The sequence below is a fragment of the Flavobacterium sp. WC2509 genome (assembly GCF_052683105.1).
Genome location: NZ_JBQZFG010000001.1, coordinates 1,797,230 through 1,815,005, shown reverse-complemented (window position 1 = coordinate 1,815,005; position 17,776 = coordinate 1,797,230). Strand labels below are relative to the sequence as shown.

Sequence of the window (17,776 nt, the reverse complement as noted above, 5' to 3'; positions counted from 1 at the left end):
AAATAGTAAGTTTATTTATTAAGCCACCAAATACTTCCGTTTAAAACCGTTGCAAAACTTACCCAAAGCAAATAAGGAATAAACAAGTAACCTGAAATTTTATTAATTTTGGCGAATTGAATGTACGTTTCGTAAATCATTAACCACAAAATGATTATTTCTAGTCCAGCCAGCATTGGGTTTTTTAAACTAAAAAACAAATACGACCACAAAGCATTTAATGCGAGTTGAATTGCGAAGAATTGCAATGCTTTTTTAACGATTTCTTTTTCAAAATCAATTCTGTCCCAAACCAGTCCCGCTGCAATTCCCATCATAATGTAAAGCATACTCCAAACAGGAGCAAAAATCCAATTAGGAGGATTAAAACTCGGTTTTATTAAAGTGGGATACCAAGTTGTTATAGAAGAACGGGTAACTATCCCAGAAAAATATCCCACAACCAGGCAAGTAACAACAATAGATAATATTCGGGTAATCTTATTCATTTCTTATGATTTTAGCGAAGCCAAAATTACTTAAAACTTTCGAAGGATTATCAAATAAAGAAATAAACGATTTCAGCAAAAAAAGTATCTTTGCCGAAAATTACTATTTATGTTCAAAGCTGACGATTTTATTCCACCACAATATAACCATTCAATAGACCAGGGAAGTTTTTCTTGGAACGCACCTAGTAATATTGCTTTGGTGAAATATTGGGGAAAAAAAGAAAATCAGATTCCGGCAAATCCATCGGTTAGTTTTACTTTAAACAATTGTAAAACCATTACTACTTTGGCTTTCGCCAAAAAACAAAACGATGGAAATTTTTCTTTTGATTTGCTTTTTGAAGGAAAACCGAAAGAAGATTTCAAACCAAAAATTCAAAAATTCTTGGAGCGCATTGAAATATACCTTCCGTTTCTAAAAGATTATCATTTTACGATTGATACCGAAAATACTTTCCCTCATAGTTCTGGAATTGCTTCATCGGCGTCGGGAATGGCGGCTTTGGCGATGAATTTCATGAGTTTGGAAAAAGCGTTGAATCCTGATATGGCTGAAGATTATTTCAATAGTAAAGCTTCATTTTTGGCACGTTTAGGTTCAGGAAGTGCTTGTCGAAGTGTAAAAGGACAAGTGGTAGTTTGGGGAAATCAAGCGAATATAAAAGGGAGTACAGATTTGTATGGAGTAGAATATCCGTATGAGATTCATGATATTTTCAAAAATTTTCAAGATACTATTTTGCTCGTTGATAAAGGTGAAAAGCAAGTTTCGAGTACTGTAGGTCACGATTTAATGCACGATCATCCCTTTGCCGAAAGACGATTTGCCCAAGCCCATGAAAATCTAGACAAATTGATTCCTGTTTTTAAAAATGGAAATTTGGAAGAATTTGTAAAGATTGTAGAAAGCGAAGCTTTGACTTTACACGCAATGATGATGACGTCTTTGCCCTATTTTATTTTGATGAAACCAAACACTTTGCAGATTATTAATGCACTTTGGAAATTTAGAAATGAAACTAAAATACCAGTTTGTTTTACTTTGGATGCAGGAGCAAATGTGCATGTTTTGTATCCAAATGAGGTTAAAGAAAAAGTGTTGCAATTTATTAAAGCAGAATTAGTTGGCTATTGTCAAAATGGTCAGTACCTTTGCGACGAAATAGGGAATGGCGCTTTGTTGAGTTGATTGTTTATTTTTGTATATTTAGGTTTTAATTGACACAATCATGGACTTGAATGCTGAAAAATTAGAATTAATCAAGAAGATAGTAAAGACAAAGGATATTAATCTTCTAAAGAAAATTAGTGCTGTTTTTGAAGAAAAAGAAAAAGAGGTTTGGGAGGAATTAACGCCCGAACAGCAGGAAGAAATAAACATCGGAATACAAAATGAAAATCGTGGAGATGTAGTCGATTTTTAAAATAAACAATATAATTGCCAACCCCAATTGATAATTAAAAAAAATACATGAAAGGACCTTTATTTTATTCAAAAATATTACTCTTTGGAGAGTACGGAATTATTCGTGACTCCAAAGGATTATCAATACCTTATAATTTTTACAACGGAGCCTTAAAGAAAAACACTAATCCTACTGCTGAAGCAATAGATTCAAATGGGCATTTGAAACGATTTGTTGTCTATTTAGAAAAATTACAAAAAGAGCAACCTGATTTAGTAACTTTTGATTTGGAGGCTTTAAATAATGATGTTCAAACAGGAATGTATTTTGATTCTAGTATTCCGCAAGGATATGGAGTAGGTAGTAGTGGCGCTTTGGTAGCGGCTATTTATGATAAATATGCTCAACATAAAATCACAGTTTTAGAAAATTTAACTCGTGAAAAATTATTAAAGTTAAAAACAATTTTTTCTCAAATGGAGAGTTTTTTCCATGGAAAGAGTTCTGGACTTGATCCATTGAACAGTTATTTGAGTATTCCAATTTTAATAAATTCAAAAGATAATATTGAAGCGACAGGAATCCCTACTCAAAGTCTTGATGGGAAAAGAGCGGTATTTTTACTAGATTCAGGAATAGTGGGCGAAACGGCTCCAATGGTTAATATTTTTATGGAAAACCTAAAAGACCAAGGTTTTCGTACGATGTTAAAGAATCAATTTGTAAAATATACAGATGCTTGTGTGGAGAATTTCCTAGGTGGCGATATGAAGTCATTATTTGAAAATACTAAAAAACTATCAAAAGTTGTTTTGAATAATTTTAAACCAATGATTCCTGAACAATTTCACGGAATTTGGCAAGAAGGAATTGATTCAAATGATTATTATTTGAAGTTGTGCGGTTCTGGCGGCGGCGGTTATATATTAGGTTTTACAGAAAATTTAGAGAAAGCTAAAGCATCGTTGAAAGACTTTAAATTGGAAGTAGTTTATCAGTTTTAATATTTAATAATAATAAACGCCCCATAAAATCTAAACAAATTCCATGTTAAGCAGAAAGCATAAACTTTTTATATTAAAAATTATCAGTTTATTCTCTGTCGTTAGAGGTTATAATATACCCATTATAGCTTTAGCACAATATTTATCGGCTATCTTTATATTGGCTCCAGAGCAAAGAGCTTTGTCAATATTATTAGATTTTCGTCTTTTTATTATTGTGATGTGTTCTAGTTTGACTATTGCTTCTGGTTATATTATCAATAGTTTTTATGATAGTAAAAAAGATTTAATTAATCGTCCGAATAAATCAAAATTGGATCGCTTGGTGAGTCAAAAAACGAAGTTACAAGTGTATTTTAGCCTTAATTTTTTTGTGGCTATAATTGCTTTTTTTGTTTCTTTTAAAGCTTTTTTATTCTACTCATCTTATATCTTTCTGATTTGGTTTTATTCCCATAAAATTAAAAGGTATCCTTTAATTGGAAATTTAATGGCGGCATTTTTAGCAGTCCTTCCATTTTTTGGAATCTTATGGTATTATTATTTAAGAATGCCTTTGTATGAAATCGAAAGCAATAGTAGTAAACTTGCAGTGGTACTTTCGCATGGTATTTTCTTGTTCTTGTTGATCTTAATTAGAGAAATGATAAAGGATTTAGAAAATTTAAAAGGAGATTTTGCCAATGATTACAAAACCATTCCAATTATTTATGGAGAAGACACATCCAAAAAAATAATTACTGGATTGACATTATTAACTGTTTTGCCTGTTTATTTTTTAATCAATATTTATGATGTTGGATACATGGATATTTACTTTTATTTTGGCTTTATAGTTTTGATTTTTTTTCTGTTGTATTTATGGAAATGGCATACTAAGGCTCAGTATGTAATGCTCCACAATTTATTGAAATTCCTTATTGTAGCTGGTGTTTTTTGTATTGTTTTGATTAACCCAAGTGTTTTATGGCACGGAAAAAAAATATTGCTGTCGATTTAATTTGTTTTCCAGTCCTTTATTAATCACAAGAGGAATAATTTAATCGATTATTTATGAGAAATGAGGCAATCTTTAATTACGGACATTATTTGACAGATTCATATATATAAAGATTTTTAAACTGCCCTACAAAAGTGTTTCTTATTGAAAGCAATTTTGATTTATAAAATTGTTCCTGAAATTTAAATTTTATTTCATGTGTTTTAATGTTGTTGAGATAAATTTTTAGGAATCCGTTTTCATATGTTATTTTACAATTATTCCAGTTTTTTTTAATAGTATTAGAATTGAAAGGTTTAATGATTGATTTTTTGTTGTTAGTTTTAAAAATCAAATGATTATCTACAATTGATAAATCAATTTCAGAATATTTAGTATATACTCCTAAAGCAATTAAATCTTGTTCTTGTTTGTTATTGGTTAAAAAGTCAAAATCCATTTCAAATGAATCAGTATTGAATCCTGAAATACTTTTTGTAAAAGCAAATTCATTATTAGGATCAATCTCTTTTATGTTTAATTCGAATGGAGGTATGAATAATGCTTCTAATACTCCTTCATTTATTGTGTCAATTGAGCTATTATTTTTCTGGAAAGTTAAAGAAGGGTTTGTAATCTTTTTAGGAATAACATTGTTTGCAACTGTCAAACTTTTAAAAATATTTGATGGCTTCTCTTTTTTAGAAATCACAAAAATTTCGTTTTCTGTTTCTAATATTTTTTCATTATAATAGTCAAATCGAGTAGTCAAAATAACGTTATCATCTATCGACATTTGTAACAGATCATTGTTAATTATGATTTCAATTTTATATTTATGTTCTGGAACTAATTGTAAAGCACTTAAATAACTGATTCGATTATTGTTTATTGAAATTGAAGCAGTATCGTTTATAGTGTGAAAATCAATAATTTTCCATTTGTCTCCAATGATTAATTTATTTTCATCATCGGTATGTATGTAGTCAAATTGAACTTTAAAGGATTTCCAGTTAAGGTTCAATAGTTTGTATTCATTTGTTTTTTGAAAGACATTTTCAGTTTTTGAAAATACTAGATTTTCGTCATTATATTTCGAAGCGTATTTTTTATGGATTTTTTCAGAAAATTCAAGATTTCCATTTTTGATATAAATGATATTTCTTAGGCCTCCATCAAAAGCAATTCCGTTGGAATAGTTTACAGAAGATATATTATTTTGGGAATTATTTTTTGCGTCTTCGTCAATTTGAATTTGAAATTCTCCGATTTTTGTTTCATTAAGGTATATCTCAGTGTTGTTGTTGAACTTTACAATTTTAACATGATACCATCTGTTGGTTTCATATCTACCTTGAGTTTGATAGGTTTGTTTTTGGTTATTTGCCGTGATCTCAATTGTCATATTCTTGTTAAGTAAAAAACCAATTGATCTGGTAGCAGTCCCCATCATTATTGGCCATTGCTCTCTTTTTTTATTGGTAAAAAAATCAAAATCAAGGGTAAAATTATCCCATTCAATTGGTTCATCATAATTTTGTTCGAATTTACACTTGCCTTCTCCATTATTATAAACTCCATCAGTATAAATGAAATCATACGGCATGTTATGCGCTATAAAACCAATTTCTGGTTTGATTTGGTTAATTGTAAAAATAGATAATTTGTTAGAAGCAAAAGAATAGCTAATGAAGGGAATAATAAAGATAAATAGTAGAATACTCTTTTTTAAAATAGGTTTTGCAAAACTCATAATAATAGAACTTAGTGTTGATTTTATTTATAAATGGAATTCTAAAAGCAATACTGACTTCTTAGATCTTCTGTTATGCACGAATTTATAAATAATAGATTGCAAAAACAATTTTAAAAATTAATAAAATATTTACAGAATGAAAGCTGTTTTTTACTGAAGAGTTGAGGAGATCAAGAAAAACTCTTTTAAAAACCACATAAAATATTTTGGATCAAAATATTAAAACGAATTATAAAGATTGGCACCTAAAAATTATTTTTGAAGAAAAATGATTCTTTAATACCTTAACGTTTAGTCATCATAACTTAATGATTTGCAGTTGTGATTGGCAATGATATAAATAGTATCTTTGCACCAAATTATAGAATATTATGAATAACAAGGAAGGCAATAATAAAAGAAGTGGTGCTAGACCAACTAGTTCTAGACCAAGTTCCAATAAGCCAAAACCTGCGATGCAAAAAAGGGCTCAGGGACCTAAAAAAGTAAAAATAAATACTAAAGCTGCCGAAGTAGAGGCTAATAAAGTAGAAAAGAAACCAAATCAAGCGCCAAAGAGACCTAAGGTAAAAGATGAAATCCGTTTGAATAAATATATTTCAAATTCTGGAACTTGCTCTAGACGTGATGCCGATATTTATATTCAATCAGGTAATGTAAAAGTTAATGGAATTCCAGTTACCGAAATGGGATACATGGTAAAACCTGGAGATGTTGTGAATTTTGATGGTGTTGTTTTGACTCCAGAGAAAAAAGTCTACATCTTATTAAACAAGCCTAAAAACTTTACAACTGCACTCGATGAAGGTCAGGAATATAGAAATGTTTTAGAACTAGTTAAAGGTTCTACTAACTCTAAAATCGGACCTATTGGTAGAATGGATAAGAATACAACAGGTTTGTTAGTATTTACTAATGATACTGATATGATTCGTAAATTCTCTTTACCGAGTCAAAAATCTTCTAAAATCTATCAAGTTTCGTTAGATAAAAATCTGAAATTTGAAGATTTAGAAAAAATAAATAAAGGACTTGTGTTAGATGGACACCGTGTTTTGGTTGAAGATGTAAGTTATATTGATGGTGAAGCCAAAAGCGAAATAGGAATTCAATTAAAATCTTCTAATATAAAAGTAGTTCGTGCTATTTTTGAACATTTTCAATACAATGTTCTTAGAGTTGATCGCGTAGCTTTTGCTGGATTAACTAAGAAAAATTTACCGAGAGGAAATTGGAGGCTACTTACAGAACAAGAAATTATCAATTTGAAAAACGTATAATTTTTTTAAATCATAAAATTTCAAATCCCTTTCATTCATTTGCAAAGGGATTTTTTAATGTAAAAAATAGAGAAAGGAATGACAACAGAAAAATTACAATCCATAGCTTATAAATGGTTTGAGGCGTTTAATGACCATAATTTAGAACAATTATTATCTTTATATGATGAGGAAGCAGCTCACTTTAGTCCAAAATTAAAAATACGAAAACCAGAAACTGAAGGTTTAGTTGTTGGACAAGAAGCTCTAAGAAGTTGGTGGCAAGATGCTTTTGACAGATTGCCTAGTTTGCATTATAAAGTAACATCTTTAACCGCTAATACAGATCGCGTATTTATGGAATATGTGCGTTCAGTTGATGGTGAGATGGATATGCTTGTTGCTGAAGTTCTGGTTGTAAAAGAAAATAAAATTGTTGCTTCGAGAGTATATCATGGATAATATAAAACCAATTCTAACTTAGAAAAATCCCATTTGACTTAGAAAAGTGAAATGGGATTTTTTTAATTATAATTTGAAAATTTTACTAAAGAAATGAGGTTTTAATTTTGTTTTGACTAAAGTATCAGAACAGTAGTATGTGTCTTCACACTCAAAATTAGGATATCCAAGGATGATTCTGATTCCTTCTGGAACGGTATTTAATATTGCTTTTTTTTCAGCGTTTAAATAGTCTTGAATATTTGTAATTTGTTGTTTTTCGTTTTTTAAATGTGACAGGATTAACATAGCTGCAAAGTTTAAAATGGCCCCGGCAGTTTCACTTTTGATACCAATTTCATTAGAAATCATTTCGGATATGCGTCCTTTTTTAACCGAAAAAATTAAATTTAAAGAATTAAAGCCTTCATATTCAAATGAATAATTTAGTGAAGATATTTTTCCGTTATTATATTCTGTTGTTTTATAGAATTCGGTAGAAATTATCGATTCAACGACTTCGTTATATAACACAATATTATCTATTACATTATTAAGACCAATAAGTACCGAACAGATACTGGTGTCAATTGATTTTCTCATTAAAACTTCATTCTCTTCAAATTTTTTGCAAAACATTGAAATTAATGGAGAAGTTATCATACTCCGTAATTGATTAAGTAAAATTGGGGTCATATTTTATCTTTTATCAAGTAAATATTTATTTGCATTATTTTTAAATAATCGACTAAGTGCCTTTTTTTGTCGATTATCGGATAAATATATGTAAAAAAATATAACATTTAACAAAAAATTATATTTTATGATTTATTCTTAATTAAAAAACATTTTTTTAAGTATATTAATGGATGATTTGATCAGGTTATCCGATAAAATATTCATCCAAAACAGATGTCAGCCCTTCCATTGTAAGGATTTTGCTTTGAAACCCTGAAACTACAGAAAGTTTCAAGGCTCTTTCTTTGTCATCTGGGTTAATGGAGCTGGTGAGCATAATAATTTTTGTATCTCCTTTTGATTTGAATCCAATTTAGAAAAAGCTTCAGCAAATTCCCATCCATTCATATTAGGCATATTGATATCAAGAAAAATTAGCATAGGTTGTGGGTATATTCCATCTGCTTTTTTGTATTTTCCTGAGTTAGTTAAGTAATCTAATGCTTCTTGTCCATTTAATGTAGTTTCAACATGATCTGTTATTTTTGCTTTCTTGATGAGCATTTTGGTGATAAAATTTATTGCTTTATCGTCATCAATTAACAATACAGAGTTTAATTTTTTCATTAGTTATTTTTATGGATTTTAATGTGTAAAATTAAGATATTAGATGTAATCAATCTAAACTTTCTGTATAGTAAAGTATGTGATTGTGTCGTGTTTTAACGAAGATTCTGCCTAGGTATTTCCTTTATGTAAAATAATATTCTTTTTGAAAATGGTTAGGTTTTTCTCGTTTTACGACATTTTCTCTGTTGTTCAATTATTTAAAAATAATAATTATTTTTTCGATGTTTTGTTCTTTAATTCCAACTCCATTATCATTTATAGCAAATCGATAATTATTATTAGCTTCCTTTATTTTAGAGGAATGTCTTTTTTTAAATTTAAGGGAATTATTACCTTATATAAGTTGGTTTATATATAGAATACTCGTTTGCAATAGAGATATTAGCAATGGTGAATTTTGAATTAGATCCTTTTTTGGGATCAGGTGCAAAAGTTGGGGATTAGGCAAAAAGATTAGATAATCTGAATAAGAAGAAATCTATCTTTCTCACTCCCCTGAATTGAGATCTAAATGCTTTTATTTTGGCATTAAAAGATTCCGCAGAAGCATTAGTGCTTCTATTATCAAAATAATTTAAGATTGACTGATAGTTAAAAGTTATGGTGTTGAGCAGGATATTAAAGTTTTTAAAACCAGATTCCTCTACATTTCTGTACCAATGTGCCAGTTTAGTCATGGCAACGTGTTTATCATTGTTGCTGTTGTAAATGCCTCGAAGTTGTTGAACCAGGTTATAGGCTGTTTTTATATCTGGATATAGCCCAAATAACATTTTAGCTCTTTCATTTTGGTTCTGGGTCCATTTTTCGCGGGATTTATACAGTACATATCTGCTTCTTGCCAATAGTTGTTTTATAGAATCCCCATTAGGTAAAAGCTCTGGGACATATGTTTTATTCTCTCTTTTTGCTTGTAATATCAATTGGTTATCAAAATCCATAGCTTCCCATCGATGTTTGATTCTAATCTCCTGTAATGCTTCCAAGGCTAATTTTTGAACATGAAATCTATCTGTAACTTGTATAGCTTTCGGGAAGCATCTCTTTGAAATTAGCTTCATAGAATTAGCCATATCGAGTGTTATTTCTTTGACACAGCATCTGCTTTTATAATCAATTTTACAGATGTGCTCTATGACCTTATCAGCCTTAGTTCCAGCAATAATAGCCACTAAAGAACCTTTTTTGCCCTTGAATGTTTTGTTGGTTACAATTGTATAAAGTTCTCCCTGAGACAAAGCCACTTCATCAATTGACAAATGTGTACCCATATTTTCAGGATAAACAATCCATTGATGAGCATGTTCTCGGGGAGCCCAAGTACTGAAGGAACTCAGATGTTTTTTATATTGTCGTTGAAGTTTTTTACCGTTGATTCCGAAGAAACCTCCAATGGTGTTACAATCGATAGCGCTGTTATCGATTAATTTCTTTTAAAAAAGCCGCAAACTCATGTGTCATGCGGGTTCCTTTGGCAACTAAAGTCCAATCTCTTTTAATGATTTCTTGGGTAGTTTTGTTTGTCCAACGTCGTCTTTTAATATGTAAATAGACAAACTTACCTCTTAAAGGAAAATCCTGAATAGTAATTTCATCCAAAAAGCCTTTTGAGACTAATTCTATTGAAGCAAATTCTTTTGGAGCAGTAGCTTTTTCCTCAAAATACAGATGCAGATTTTCTTCTGAATTTTTGAAGGAAGTAAGATTAAAATTTTCAATCAAAAACTCGGGTAAGATTAATTTCAATAATTCTATATACGATTCCAATTCTTTGCTGTTTTTTACAAATATCAGACTTTTTAATTATTCCTCCCCAGATTTTGGGATTGATCCCTTTTTTGTTTTATTATTAGATCCAAAATGGAATAAAAACAAAAAACCCACTAATTTCTTAGTGGGTTTTGGTGGTGCCTCCAGGGATCGAACCAGGGACACATGGATTTTCAGTCCATTGCTCTACCATCTGAGCTAAGGCACCATGCTAACGCGGGTGCAAATATAGAACCATTTTTAATTTATCCAAAACAATTTTTAAAAAAAATCAATTCGTATCTTCGCATCGTTAAATATGAATTATGATTCTAGCTATTGATGTTGGAAATACCAGGATTAAAACTGCTGTATTTGAGGGCGATACAATTTTAGAAATTTTTGTTTTTTTTAAAACAGAGCTTTCAAAAAAAATTAAAAATATTTTAAAAAAATATAAAGAGGTAACTTATTTAGTTGTTTCCTCGGTTTCTGATGTTGAAAAAGATGTTTTTTTAGAGTTTGAAAACCTTGTTGGTGTTCATTTCGTTTCTCATAATGATTTATTTCCATTTGTTAATCGTTATAAGACACCTCAAACTTTAGGTGTGGATAGAATGGTGCTTGCTGCAGGTGCAACACTTCAATTTCCGAATCAAAACCGTTTAGTTATTGATGCAGGTACTTGTATTACATATGATTTTGTCGATGAATTAAATAATTATCAGGGTGGAGCAATTTCACCTGGGTTACTTTTGAGATACAAAGCTTTGCATGACTTTACGGCAAAACTTCCTTTATTGCAATTAGAAGATCCAGAATATTTTATAGGTAAATCAACCTCAGAATCGTTGCATTCTGGAGTGGTAAATGGATTGGTCTATGAAATAAGCGGTTTTATAGAGGAATATAAAGCATTGAACTCAAATTTTATAATAATTTTAACTGGTGGAGATGCAGTTTTTTTGGCTAAACGATTAAAAAATACCATATTTGCCAATTCAAATTTTCTGTTAGAAAGTTTGAACCAAATTTTTCAATATAAAATAGAAAATGATTAAAAAAATTATTGTTATTGCATGTTTCTTTTTTTCACTAATGTCTAATGCTCAAAGTGGATCAGCTTCACCTTATTCTTTTTTTGGAATTGGGGAGGCCAGATTTAAAGGAAATCTTGAAAATCGTTCTATGGGAGGGTTGAATATTGAACAAGACAGTCTTCATATAAATATTTTGAATCCTGCGAGTTTTGCAGCTATGAGGTTTACTGCTTTTACCATTGCATTGAATTATACATCTACTCAATTGAAAACGGATTCGAAAAGCGATAATGCACAAAGAACTACTATAGATTACTTGGCAGTAGCTTTACCTTTAGGAAAAATAGGGGTTGGATTTGGATTGTTGCCGTATACCTCAGTGGGATATAATATCCAATCAACTAATCCTGAGATAGATGGTAATAATAATGTGTTGAAAGGGACTGGTGGGTTAAACAAAGCCTTTTTTTCATTGGGATACACAATCATTCCTAATCTATTAATTGGAGGTGATATACAGTATAATTTTGGAAGAATCAATAACTCAAATTTAGAATTTTTAACGGGTGTTTTGATTGGAACCGAAGAAAAAAATAAAGCTGATTTGAATGGGTTTTCTGCTAATTTTGGAGCAATGTATAAGTACAAAATTCATAAAAAAACTAACTTGTATACTAGTTTTACATACGCTCCTCAAGGAATACTATCTTCTACAAATACTAAAACAGTTTCGACAGTGACTTATAATGCTAATTATGATGTTGCCGTTTACGATGCTTTAGCTGAAAAAGAAATTAGAACCGATTTGAAAATTCCTCAAAAAGTAACTTTTGGTTTTGGAGTAGGTGAAACTAGGAAATGGTTGTTAGGAACACAGTTGGTTTTTCAAAATGTTGGAAAATTAGCCAATGACTATAATACTGCAGATAATGTTACTTATGGTAAATATTCTAGTTATAGTTTAGGAGGGTTTTATGTTCCTAATAATAATCTTTTTTCAAAATATTATCAAAAGATAGTTTACAGAGGAGGTCTGAAATATACCAAAACAGGAACGGTAATCAACGCTGAAGAAATTAACGAAAAAGCAATTACTTTCGGAATGGGTTTACCAATTCTTGGAAGTATCTCTAATGCAAACATCGGTTTAGAATATGGACAAAGAGGTACAACTTCTCATGGATTGGTTCAGGAGAATTATTTTAGTCTTTCGGTGAGTTTTTCTCTTAACGACAAATGGTTTGGGCATAGAAAAATTGACTAATTTTGAATCGGAGAAAAGATTCTTCTGTGCTGTTTAAATACATACTATGATTTTTTTAAATAAGGATGTTTCATTTGTTTTATCGCTTTTCATCATTATAGGTGTTTTTTTTGGTTGTGAAAGTAATTTTAAAGAAGTTCATAAAAATGACTATTCCGAATTTGTTCCAAGTGGGGATGCTGATTTTGTGAATTTAAAATATACTGATTCTGGGAAAATAAAATCTATATTGGTGAGTCCAAAAATGTTCGATTACTCCAATGTCGATTTTGCATTTACAGAATTTCCTAAGGGTGTAGATGTGACTATTTATGATGATAAAGGGAAGAGAACATTCATCAGGTCCAATTATGCGATTTCTTATAAACAAACCAATATTATAGATTTACAGGGGAAGGTAAAAATCACTTCTGAATCAGGGCAAATACTAGAAACGGAGCAATTGTATTTCGATCAAAAAAATCAATGGTTTTATACAGAGAAAAAATATAAATTGACCGATGCTAAAAATGGTTCAACAGGTCAAGGAATTGATTTTAGTAAAGATTTCAAAACTATTAATTCACAACGAATACAAGGGGAAATTGAATCCTCAGAATAATATAAAACAAAACACATGAATTTTTTAAAATATACTTCTTATTTATATTTGGCTTTTGGAATCTATTTTTTATATGATGGATATACAAAATGGAATACTACTGAAACTCCATTGTTGAGTTTTGTTATTGCGGGACTTGCTATTTTTATGTTTTTCTTTAGAAGAAAGTTTGCTAAAAAATTTGAAGATAGAAATAAACAATCTTAATTAAAATGGAAATAGGTATCATAATATTGTGCTTAATACTATGTGCTTTTTTTTCAGGAATGGAGATAGCTTTTATCTCCTCCAATAAAATTTATCTTGAATTAGAGAAAAAACAAGATAGTTTTCTTTCCAGAACACTTACTAAACTTACCGAGAAACCATCCAAGTTTATTGCAGCTATGCTTATTGGGAATAATATAGCATTAGTGGTTTACGGTTTTTTTATGGGTGAATTATTGATGAGTTTATTGTTGCGCTTTGAATTGCATATTTCGGCATTGACAAGTCTTTTAATTCAAACGGTAGTTTCAACTTTAATAGTTTTAATTACGGCTGAATTTCTTCCTAAAGTTTTTTTTCAAATTTATGCCAATTCACTGATTAAGTTTTTTGCAATACCTGCTTATTTCTTTTATAAGGTATTTTATTTTATTTCTTCTTTTTTAATTTGGATTTCAGATTTCGTTTTAAAAAGATTTTTTAAAACCGAAGGTGATCAAGTACAGCTTTATTTCAGTAAAATAGAATTGGGGAATTATATTACCGAACAAATGAGTACTGTTGAAGATCATGAAGATGTAGATTCAGAAATACAAATTTTTAGAAATGCGTTGGATTTTTCAGGTGTAAAAGCAAGAGATGTTATGACTCCAAGGACAGAAATTGCTGCTATTGATGTAAAAGAGTCGGTAGAAGATCTTAAAGCGTTATTTATTGAAACAGGTTATTCTAAAATGGTGGTTTACCAAAATTCATTAGACGATATTATTGGGTATGTACATTCTTTTGATTTGTTTAAAAAACCAAGCAGTATTGCGGAAATTGTAATTTCTGTAGAATTTATTCCAGAAACTATTTTTGTAAAAGATGCAATGAACTTATTGACCAAAAAACGAAAAAGCGTAGCGGTAGTTTTGGATGAATACGGTGGAACATCCGGGATTGTGACGATTGAAGATATTGTTGAAGAACTTTTTGGGGAAATTGACGATGAACACGATTTAGATGAGAAATTAATTGAAAAAGAATTGGCTGATAACTCCTTTTTATTCTCTACGCGCTTAGATGTGGAATATTTGAATCAAACTTATAAATTGGCAATTCCAGAGAGTGATTCCTATGGAACGCTAGGAGGATTTATCGTAAATTTTACCAAGGAAATTCCTCAAAATAATGATGAAATCACTATTGAAAATTTTCATTTTACCATTGAAGAAGCAACAAATAAGAAGATTGAATTGGTTAAAATGACAATCAAAGACTAGGTTTGTTTTTTTTAATTAAAAAAAAACAAAAAAAAAACAGTAGTTCTATAATTATTAATTAGATAATTGTATTTTCGCAAACAAAATTTTAAAATAAATAATAATATACAATGGCAGTTTTATCAAAAATTAGACAACATTCCGCTATAATGATTGGAGTTATTGCTCTAGCATTATTTTCATTTATTATACAAGATCTTTTTACAAAAGGGAATTTTGGTAAAAGCTCAAAGGATGTTGGAAGTATCAATGGAAAAGATATCGCATTTGAAGACTTTAGACTTAAAGTGAGTAATGTCGAGAAAAGTGGGCAAGGAATTTCTGCAACAGAAGCGTCTAGAAGAGTATGGGATCAAGAAGTGACTATCGCTTTGCTATCTGCCGAATTTGATAAATTAGGATTAAGAGTAGGAGAGAAACATATCATGGATATTCTTAAAGGAGATCAAAATATTGGTAAAAACCCAATGTTTTTGAACGCAGCAGGGATGTTTGATGTTGCAAAATTTAAAGAATATTTTAAATCAAATCCTGAGCAAGCTCAATACTTAAAAGATAGAGAAAAAGATGCAGAATTGAATGCAAAATTTCAAATCTATAATACTTTGATTAAATCGGGTATTTACACAACTGAAAGCGAAGGGAAATTCAATTATGAATTAGCGACTAACAAAGTTAATTTTGATTATGTTGCTGGTTTGTTTTCTACCATCAAAGACAGTGAAGTAAAAATTACTGATGCTGATGTATTAGAGTATATGAAAGCGAGTCCAAAGAAATTCAAGTCAGAAGAAACTCGTAGTGTTGAGTACGTTTTGGTAGAAGATAAAGCGTCTGCTGCAGATATTAATGATGTTAAAACTAAACTTACTTCATTGTTGTCTGGAAGAGTAGAGTATAACCAAGCAACTGGTAAAAACGATACTTTGGCTGGATTTAAAACGGCTAAAAATATTGCGGAATTTGTAAATTCAAATTCAGATTTGCCTTATGATTCTACTTATGTGGCTAAAAAAGATTTGCCAGCTGTTGATGCAGACAAATTATACAATTTAGCACATGGAGAGATTTACGGACCTTATGTTTATGGTAAATACTACTGTATTTCTAAATCTTTAGGTAAAAAAGCAGGTGTAAATGCTAAAGCAAGTCATATCCTTATTAGTTATGAAGGAACTCAGGTTCCTAATCAAAAAGAAAAAAGAACTAAAGCAGAAGCAAAAGCAAAAGCAGAAGCTATTTTAGCTCAAGTAATTGCAAATCCAGATAGTTTTTTAATGTTAGCTTTTACAGCTTCTGATGATTCTTCTTCTCAACAAGGAGGTGATTTAGGTTATTTTGGACCAAATCAAATGGTAAAACCTTTTAATGATTTTGTTTTTAATAACGGAATTGGAAAAATTGGATTGGTTGAAACGCCTTTTGGTTTCCACATTATTAAAGTTACTGATAAACAAGACGGTGTGCGTTTAGCAACTGTAGCTCAAAAAATTGAAGCTTCAGAAGCTACTTCTGATAAAGTATTTGAAAAAGCAACTAAATTCGAAATGGAAGTTGCGGATAAAGATTTTAATACTGTTGCAAAAACAGAAGGACTTACTGTATCTCCAGCTGTTTCTGTAAAAGGAATGGATGAAAATTTTGGACCTTTAGGAAATCAAAGGACTATTGTAAGATGGGCTTTTGAGAAAGATACTAAAGAAGGAACTGTTAAAAGATTTGAAGTGGCTAATTTAGGGCATGTAATTGCTAAACTTAAGTCTATTGATAATTCAGGATTAGTTCCAGTTGAACAAGCAAGACCGTATGTAGAATCAATTCTTAAAAACAAGAAAAAAGCGGAATTGTTAAAAGCTAAAATGAACGGAAGTTCATTAGAGGCGATTGCAAAAGCGACAGGTTCTACTGTTCAAAAAGCAACAGATATTACTTTAGAAAATCCAGTTTTACCTGGTGGTGTTGGGCAAGAAGCTAAAGTAGTTGGAAATGCATTCGCTTTGGGTGCAAATAAAGTTTCTGCACCAATTGAAGGAGTTACTGGGGTTTACGTAGTGAAAAATACAAGTACAGTAAAAGCTCCAGCTTTAAAAAGCTATGCTGATAATGTAGCTAAATTAAAAGCACAAAGCGCTTCAGATGCAAATCGAGTATTGCCAGCTTTGAAAGAAGATGCTGACATCAAAGACAACAGAAAAGATTTTAATTACTAAGTAATTTTATATCATACAAAAGAAAAGCCTGATACTTTAAACTGCAAGTATCAGGCTTTTCTTTGGATAATCTTTACTGTGTTTGAATAATTTGCGCTATATAAATTATTTAGTGCAAATGATATGTTTCAAGGATTCAGTAGGTTAAGGATTTTTTATTATAAGATTTTGTGTCTCTTTTTTTGAAAAATATTGCCGTTAAAAGTTTTTTTTGGTATATAATCTAGAGAATTTGTCTTATTGAAAAATTTGTCATTAATTTGCTACAGAAATTTTAAAGTAATAATGTCGTATAAATACTGTTATTTCTATAAAATGAAGATGGATTACTTGGAATATTTTAATTAAAAAATAATTTGTATGTTTAGTTTTTTTAAAAAAAAGCCGAAAGAGTATTCCAAAATTGAGAATCATATTTTTGGAATAATTACTGAGTTATTGAAACTTAGTACCACAGATATAAACTGTGACGAATTAGGAGGAAAATATTATTTGAGTAATGAAGAACAGCACTTTAGAGTTACTGTGTTTAGTAATGATGATGTTATTAGACTAACAAATACACATGACTCTGTTTCTGAGAAATATGACAAAAGTTTTGTTGAAGATGTTTTGAATGCTATAAAAGAAGAAAAGCATCATAGAATGGAATTGGTCTGCGATTCTATTACATCTAGTATTGAAAAGATGGCAGAGCGTTTACATAAGACGCTTGTTGAATCACACGAGAGTGAAAAAGAAACTATTCAACTAGAGGCATCAAAATTTAGTGAGAATAAAAAAGTTAATTAATTAA

At 30.1% G+C, this 17,776-nt stretch carries 19 protein-coding genes and 1 tRNA gene; 13 read left to right on the top strand and 7 right to left on the bottom strand.

The genetic code is table 11. The features are described from left to right. Positions 1–11: 11 nt before the first annotated feature. Entirely contained in the window at positions 12–488 is a 477-nt protein-coding gene (locus tag ACUN3A_RS07565) for a TspO/MBR family protein (protein WP_445550700.1), read from the bottom strand. Positions 489–597: 109 nt separating this feature from the next. On the opposite strand from ACUN3A_RS07565, the gene ACUN3A_RS07560 reads away from it, so the two are divergent. Genes ACUN3A_RS07560 through ACUN3A_RS07545 form a run of 4 tightly spaced genes read left to right on the top strand, consistent with a single transcriptional unit; the run spans position 598 to position 3,901 of the window. After that, positions 598–1,680, top strand: coding sequence for a diphosphomevalonate/mevalonate 3,5-bisphosphate decarboxylase family protein (locus tag ACUN3A_RS07560; protein WP_445550699.1), 1,083 nt, complete (start codon positions 598–600; stop codon positions 1,678–1,680). Between the two features lie 40 nt (positions 1,681–1,720). Further along, complete coding sequence (locus tag ACUN3A_RS07555) at positions 1,721–1,915, top strand: hypothetical protein (RefSeq protein WP_445550698.1); 195 nt, start codon at positions 1,721–1,723, stop codon at positions 1,913–1,915. Positions 1,916–1,962: 47 nt separating this feature from the next. Beyond that, entirely contained in the window at positions 1,963–2,901 is a 939-nt protein-coding gene (locus ACUN3A_RS07550; protein WP_445550697.1) for a mevalonate kinase family protein, read from the top strand. A 43-nt stretch (positions 2,902–2,944) separates the two neighbouring features. Further along, entirely contained in the window at positions 2,945–3,901 is a 957-nt protein-coding gene (locus ACUN3A_RS07545) for a geranylgeranylglycerol-phosphate geranylgeranyltransferase (RefSeq protein WP_445550696.1), read from the top strand. 85 nt (positions 3,902–3,986) lie between these two features. Here ACUN3A_RS07545 and ACUN3A_RS07540 read toward each other — a convergent pair whose 3' ends face one another. Continuing rightward, entirely contained in the window at positions 3,987–5,633 is a 1,647-nt protein-coding gene (locus ACUN3A_RS07540) for a hypothetical protein (RefSeq protein ID WP_445550695.1), read from the bottom strand. A gap of 374 nt (positions 5,634–6,007) precedes the next feature. On the opposite strand from ACUN3A_RS07540, the gene ACUN3A_RS07535 reads away from it, so the two are divergent. After that, complete coding sequence (locus ACUN3A_RS07535) at positions 6,008–6,916, top strand: pseudouridine synthase (RefSeq protein ID WP_445550694.1); 909 nt, start codon at positions 6,008–6,010, stop codon at positions 6,914–6,916. Positions 6,917–6,994: 78 nt separating this feature from the next. Then, on the top strand, positions 6,995–7,357 hold the full coding sequence (locus ACUN3A_RS07530; protein WP_445550693.1) for a nuclear transport factor 2 family protein: 363 nt from the start codon (positions 6,995–6,997) through the stop codon (positions 7,355–7,357). Between the two features lie 66 nt (positions 7,358–7,423). Here the strand turns inward: ACUN3A_RS07530 and ACUN3A_RS07525 are convergent, their stop codons facing one another. The 5 genes from ACUN3A_RS07525 to ACUN3A_RS07505 all read right to left on the bottom strand — a co-directional run bounded on the left by ACUN3A_RS07525 (position 7,424) and on the right by ACUN3A_RS07505 (position 10,622). Then, the gene (locus ACUN3A_RS07525) at positions 7,424–8,032 is read right to left on the bottom strand and encodes a DUF937 domain-containing protein (RefSeq protein WP_445550692.1); all 609 of its coding nucleotides are present in this window, start codon (positions 8,030–8,032) and stop codon (positions 7,424–7,426) included. A gap of 273 nt (positions 8,033–8,305) precedes the next feature. Then, positions 8,306–8,641 carry a response regulator gene (locus ACUN3A_RS07520; protein WP_445550691.1) on the bottom strand — a complete coding sequence of 112 codons (336 nt, stop codon included), beginning with the start codon at positions 8,639–8,641 and terminating at the stop codon, positions 8,306–8,308. Positions 8,642–9,084: 443 nt separating this feature from the next. Beyond that, entirely contained in the window at positions 9,085–10,020 is a 936-nt protein-coding gene (locus ACUN3A_RS07515; RefSeq protein WP_445552817.1) for an ISAon1 family transposase, read from the bottom strand. Positions 10,021–10,060: 40 nt separating this feature from the next. Further along, positions 10,061–10,411, bottom strand: coding sequence for an ISAon1 family transposase N-terminal region protein (locus tag ACUN3A_RS07510; RefSeq protein WP_445550690.1), 351 nt, complete (start codon positions 10,409–10,411; stop codon positions 10,061–10,063). Between the two features lie 135 nt (positions 10,412–10,546). Next, positions 10,547–10,622: transfer RNA gene (locus tag ACUN3A_RS07505), tRNA-Phe, on the bottom strand. A 97-nt stretch (positions 10,623–10,719) separates the two neighbouring features. Between ACUN3A_RS07505 and ACUN3A_RS07500 the strand changes: the two genes are divergently transcribed. The 7 genes from ACUN3A_RS07500 to ACUN3A_RS07470 all read left to right on the top strand — a co-directional run bounded on the left by ACUN3A_RS07500 (position 10,720) and on the right by ACUN3A_RS07470 (position 17,772). After that, the gene (locus tag ACUN3A_RS07500) at positions 10,720–11,454 is read left to right on the top strand and encodes a type III pantothenate kinase (protein WP_445550689.1); all 735 of its coding nucleotides are present in this window, start codon (positions 10,720–10,722) and stop codon (positions 11,452–11,454) included. Further along, positions 11,447–12,697, top strand: coding sequence for a hypothetical protein (locus ACUN3A_RS07495; protein ID WP_445550688.1), 1,251 nt, complete (start codon positions 11,447–11,449; stop codon positions 12,695–12,697). The genes ACUN3A_RS07500 and ACUN3A_RS07495 overlap by 8 nt, the downstream gene beginning before the upstream one ends. A 46-nt stretch (positions 12,698–12,743) precedes the next feature. Next, on the top strand, positions 12,744–13,298 hold the full coding sequence (gene lptC, locus ACUN3A_RS07490) for an LPS export ABC transporter periplasmic protein LptC (RefSeq protein WP_445550687.1): 555 nt from the start codon (positions 12,744–12,746) through the stop codon (positions 13,296–13,298). 15 nt (positions 13,299–13,313) lie between these two features. Beyond that, a complete protein-coding gene (locus tag ACUN3A_RS07485; RefSeq protein WP_445550686.1) occupies positions 13,314–13,505 on the top strand; it encodes a hypothetical protein in 192 nt (63 codons plus the stop codon). Positions 13,506–13,510: 5 nt separating this feature from the next. Continuing rightward, positions 13,511–14,770: a hemolysin family protein gene (locus ACUN3A_RS07480; RefSeq protein WP_445550685.1), complete on the top strand. Its 1,260-nt coding sequence runs from the start codon at positions 13,511–13,513 to the stop codon at positions 14,768–14,770. 110 nt (positions 14,771–14,880) lie between these two features. After that, positions 14,881–16,980: a peptidylprolyl isomerase gene (locus ACUN3A_RS07475; RefSeq protein ID WP_445550684.1), complete on the top strand. Its 2,100-nt coding sequence runs from the start codon at positions 14,881–14,883 to the stop codon at positions 16,978–16,980. A 438-nt stretch (positions 16,981–17,418) separates the two neighbouring features. Continuing rightward, positions 17,419–17,772, top strand: coding sequence for a hypothetical protein (locus ACUN3A_RS07470; RefSeq protein WP_445550683.1), 354 nt, complete (start codon positions 17,419–17,421; stop codon positions 17,770–17,772). The last annotated feature ends 4 nt before the right edge of the window (positions 17,773–17,776 follow it).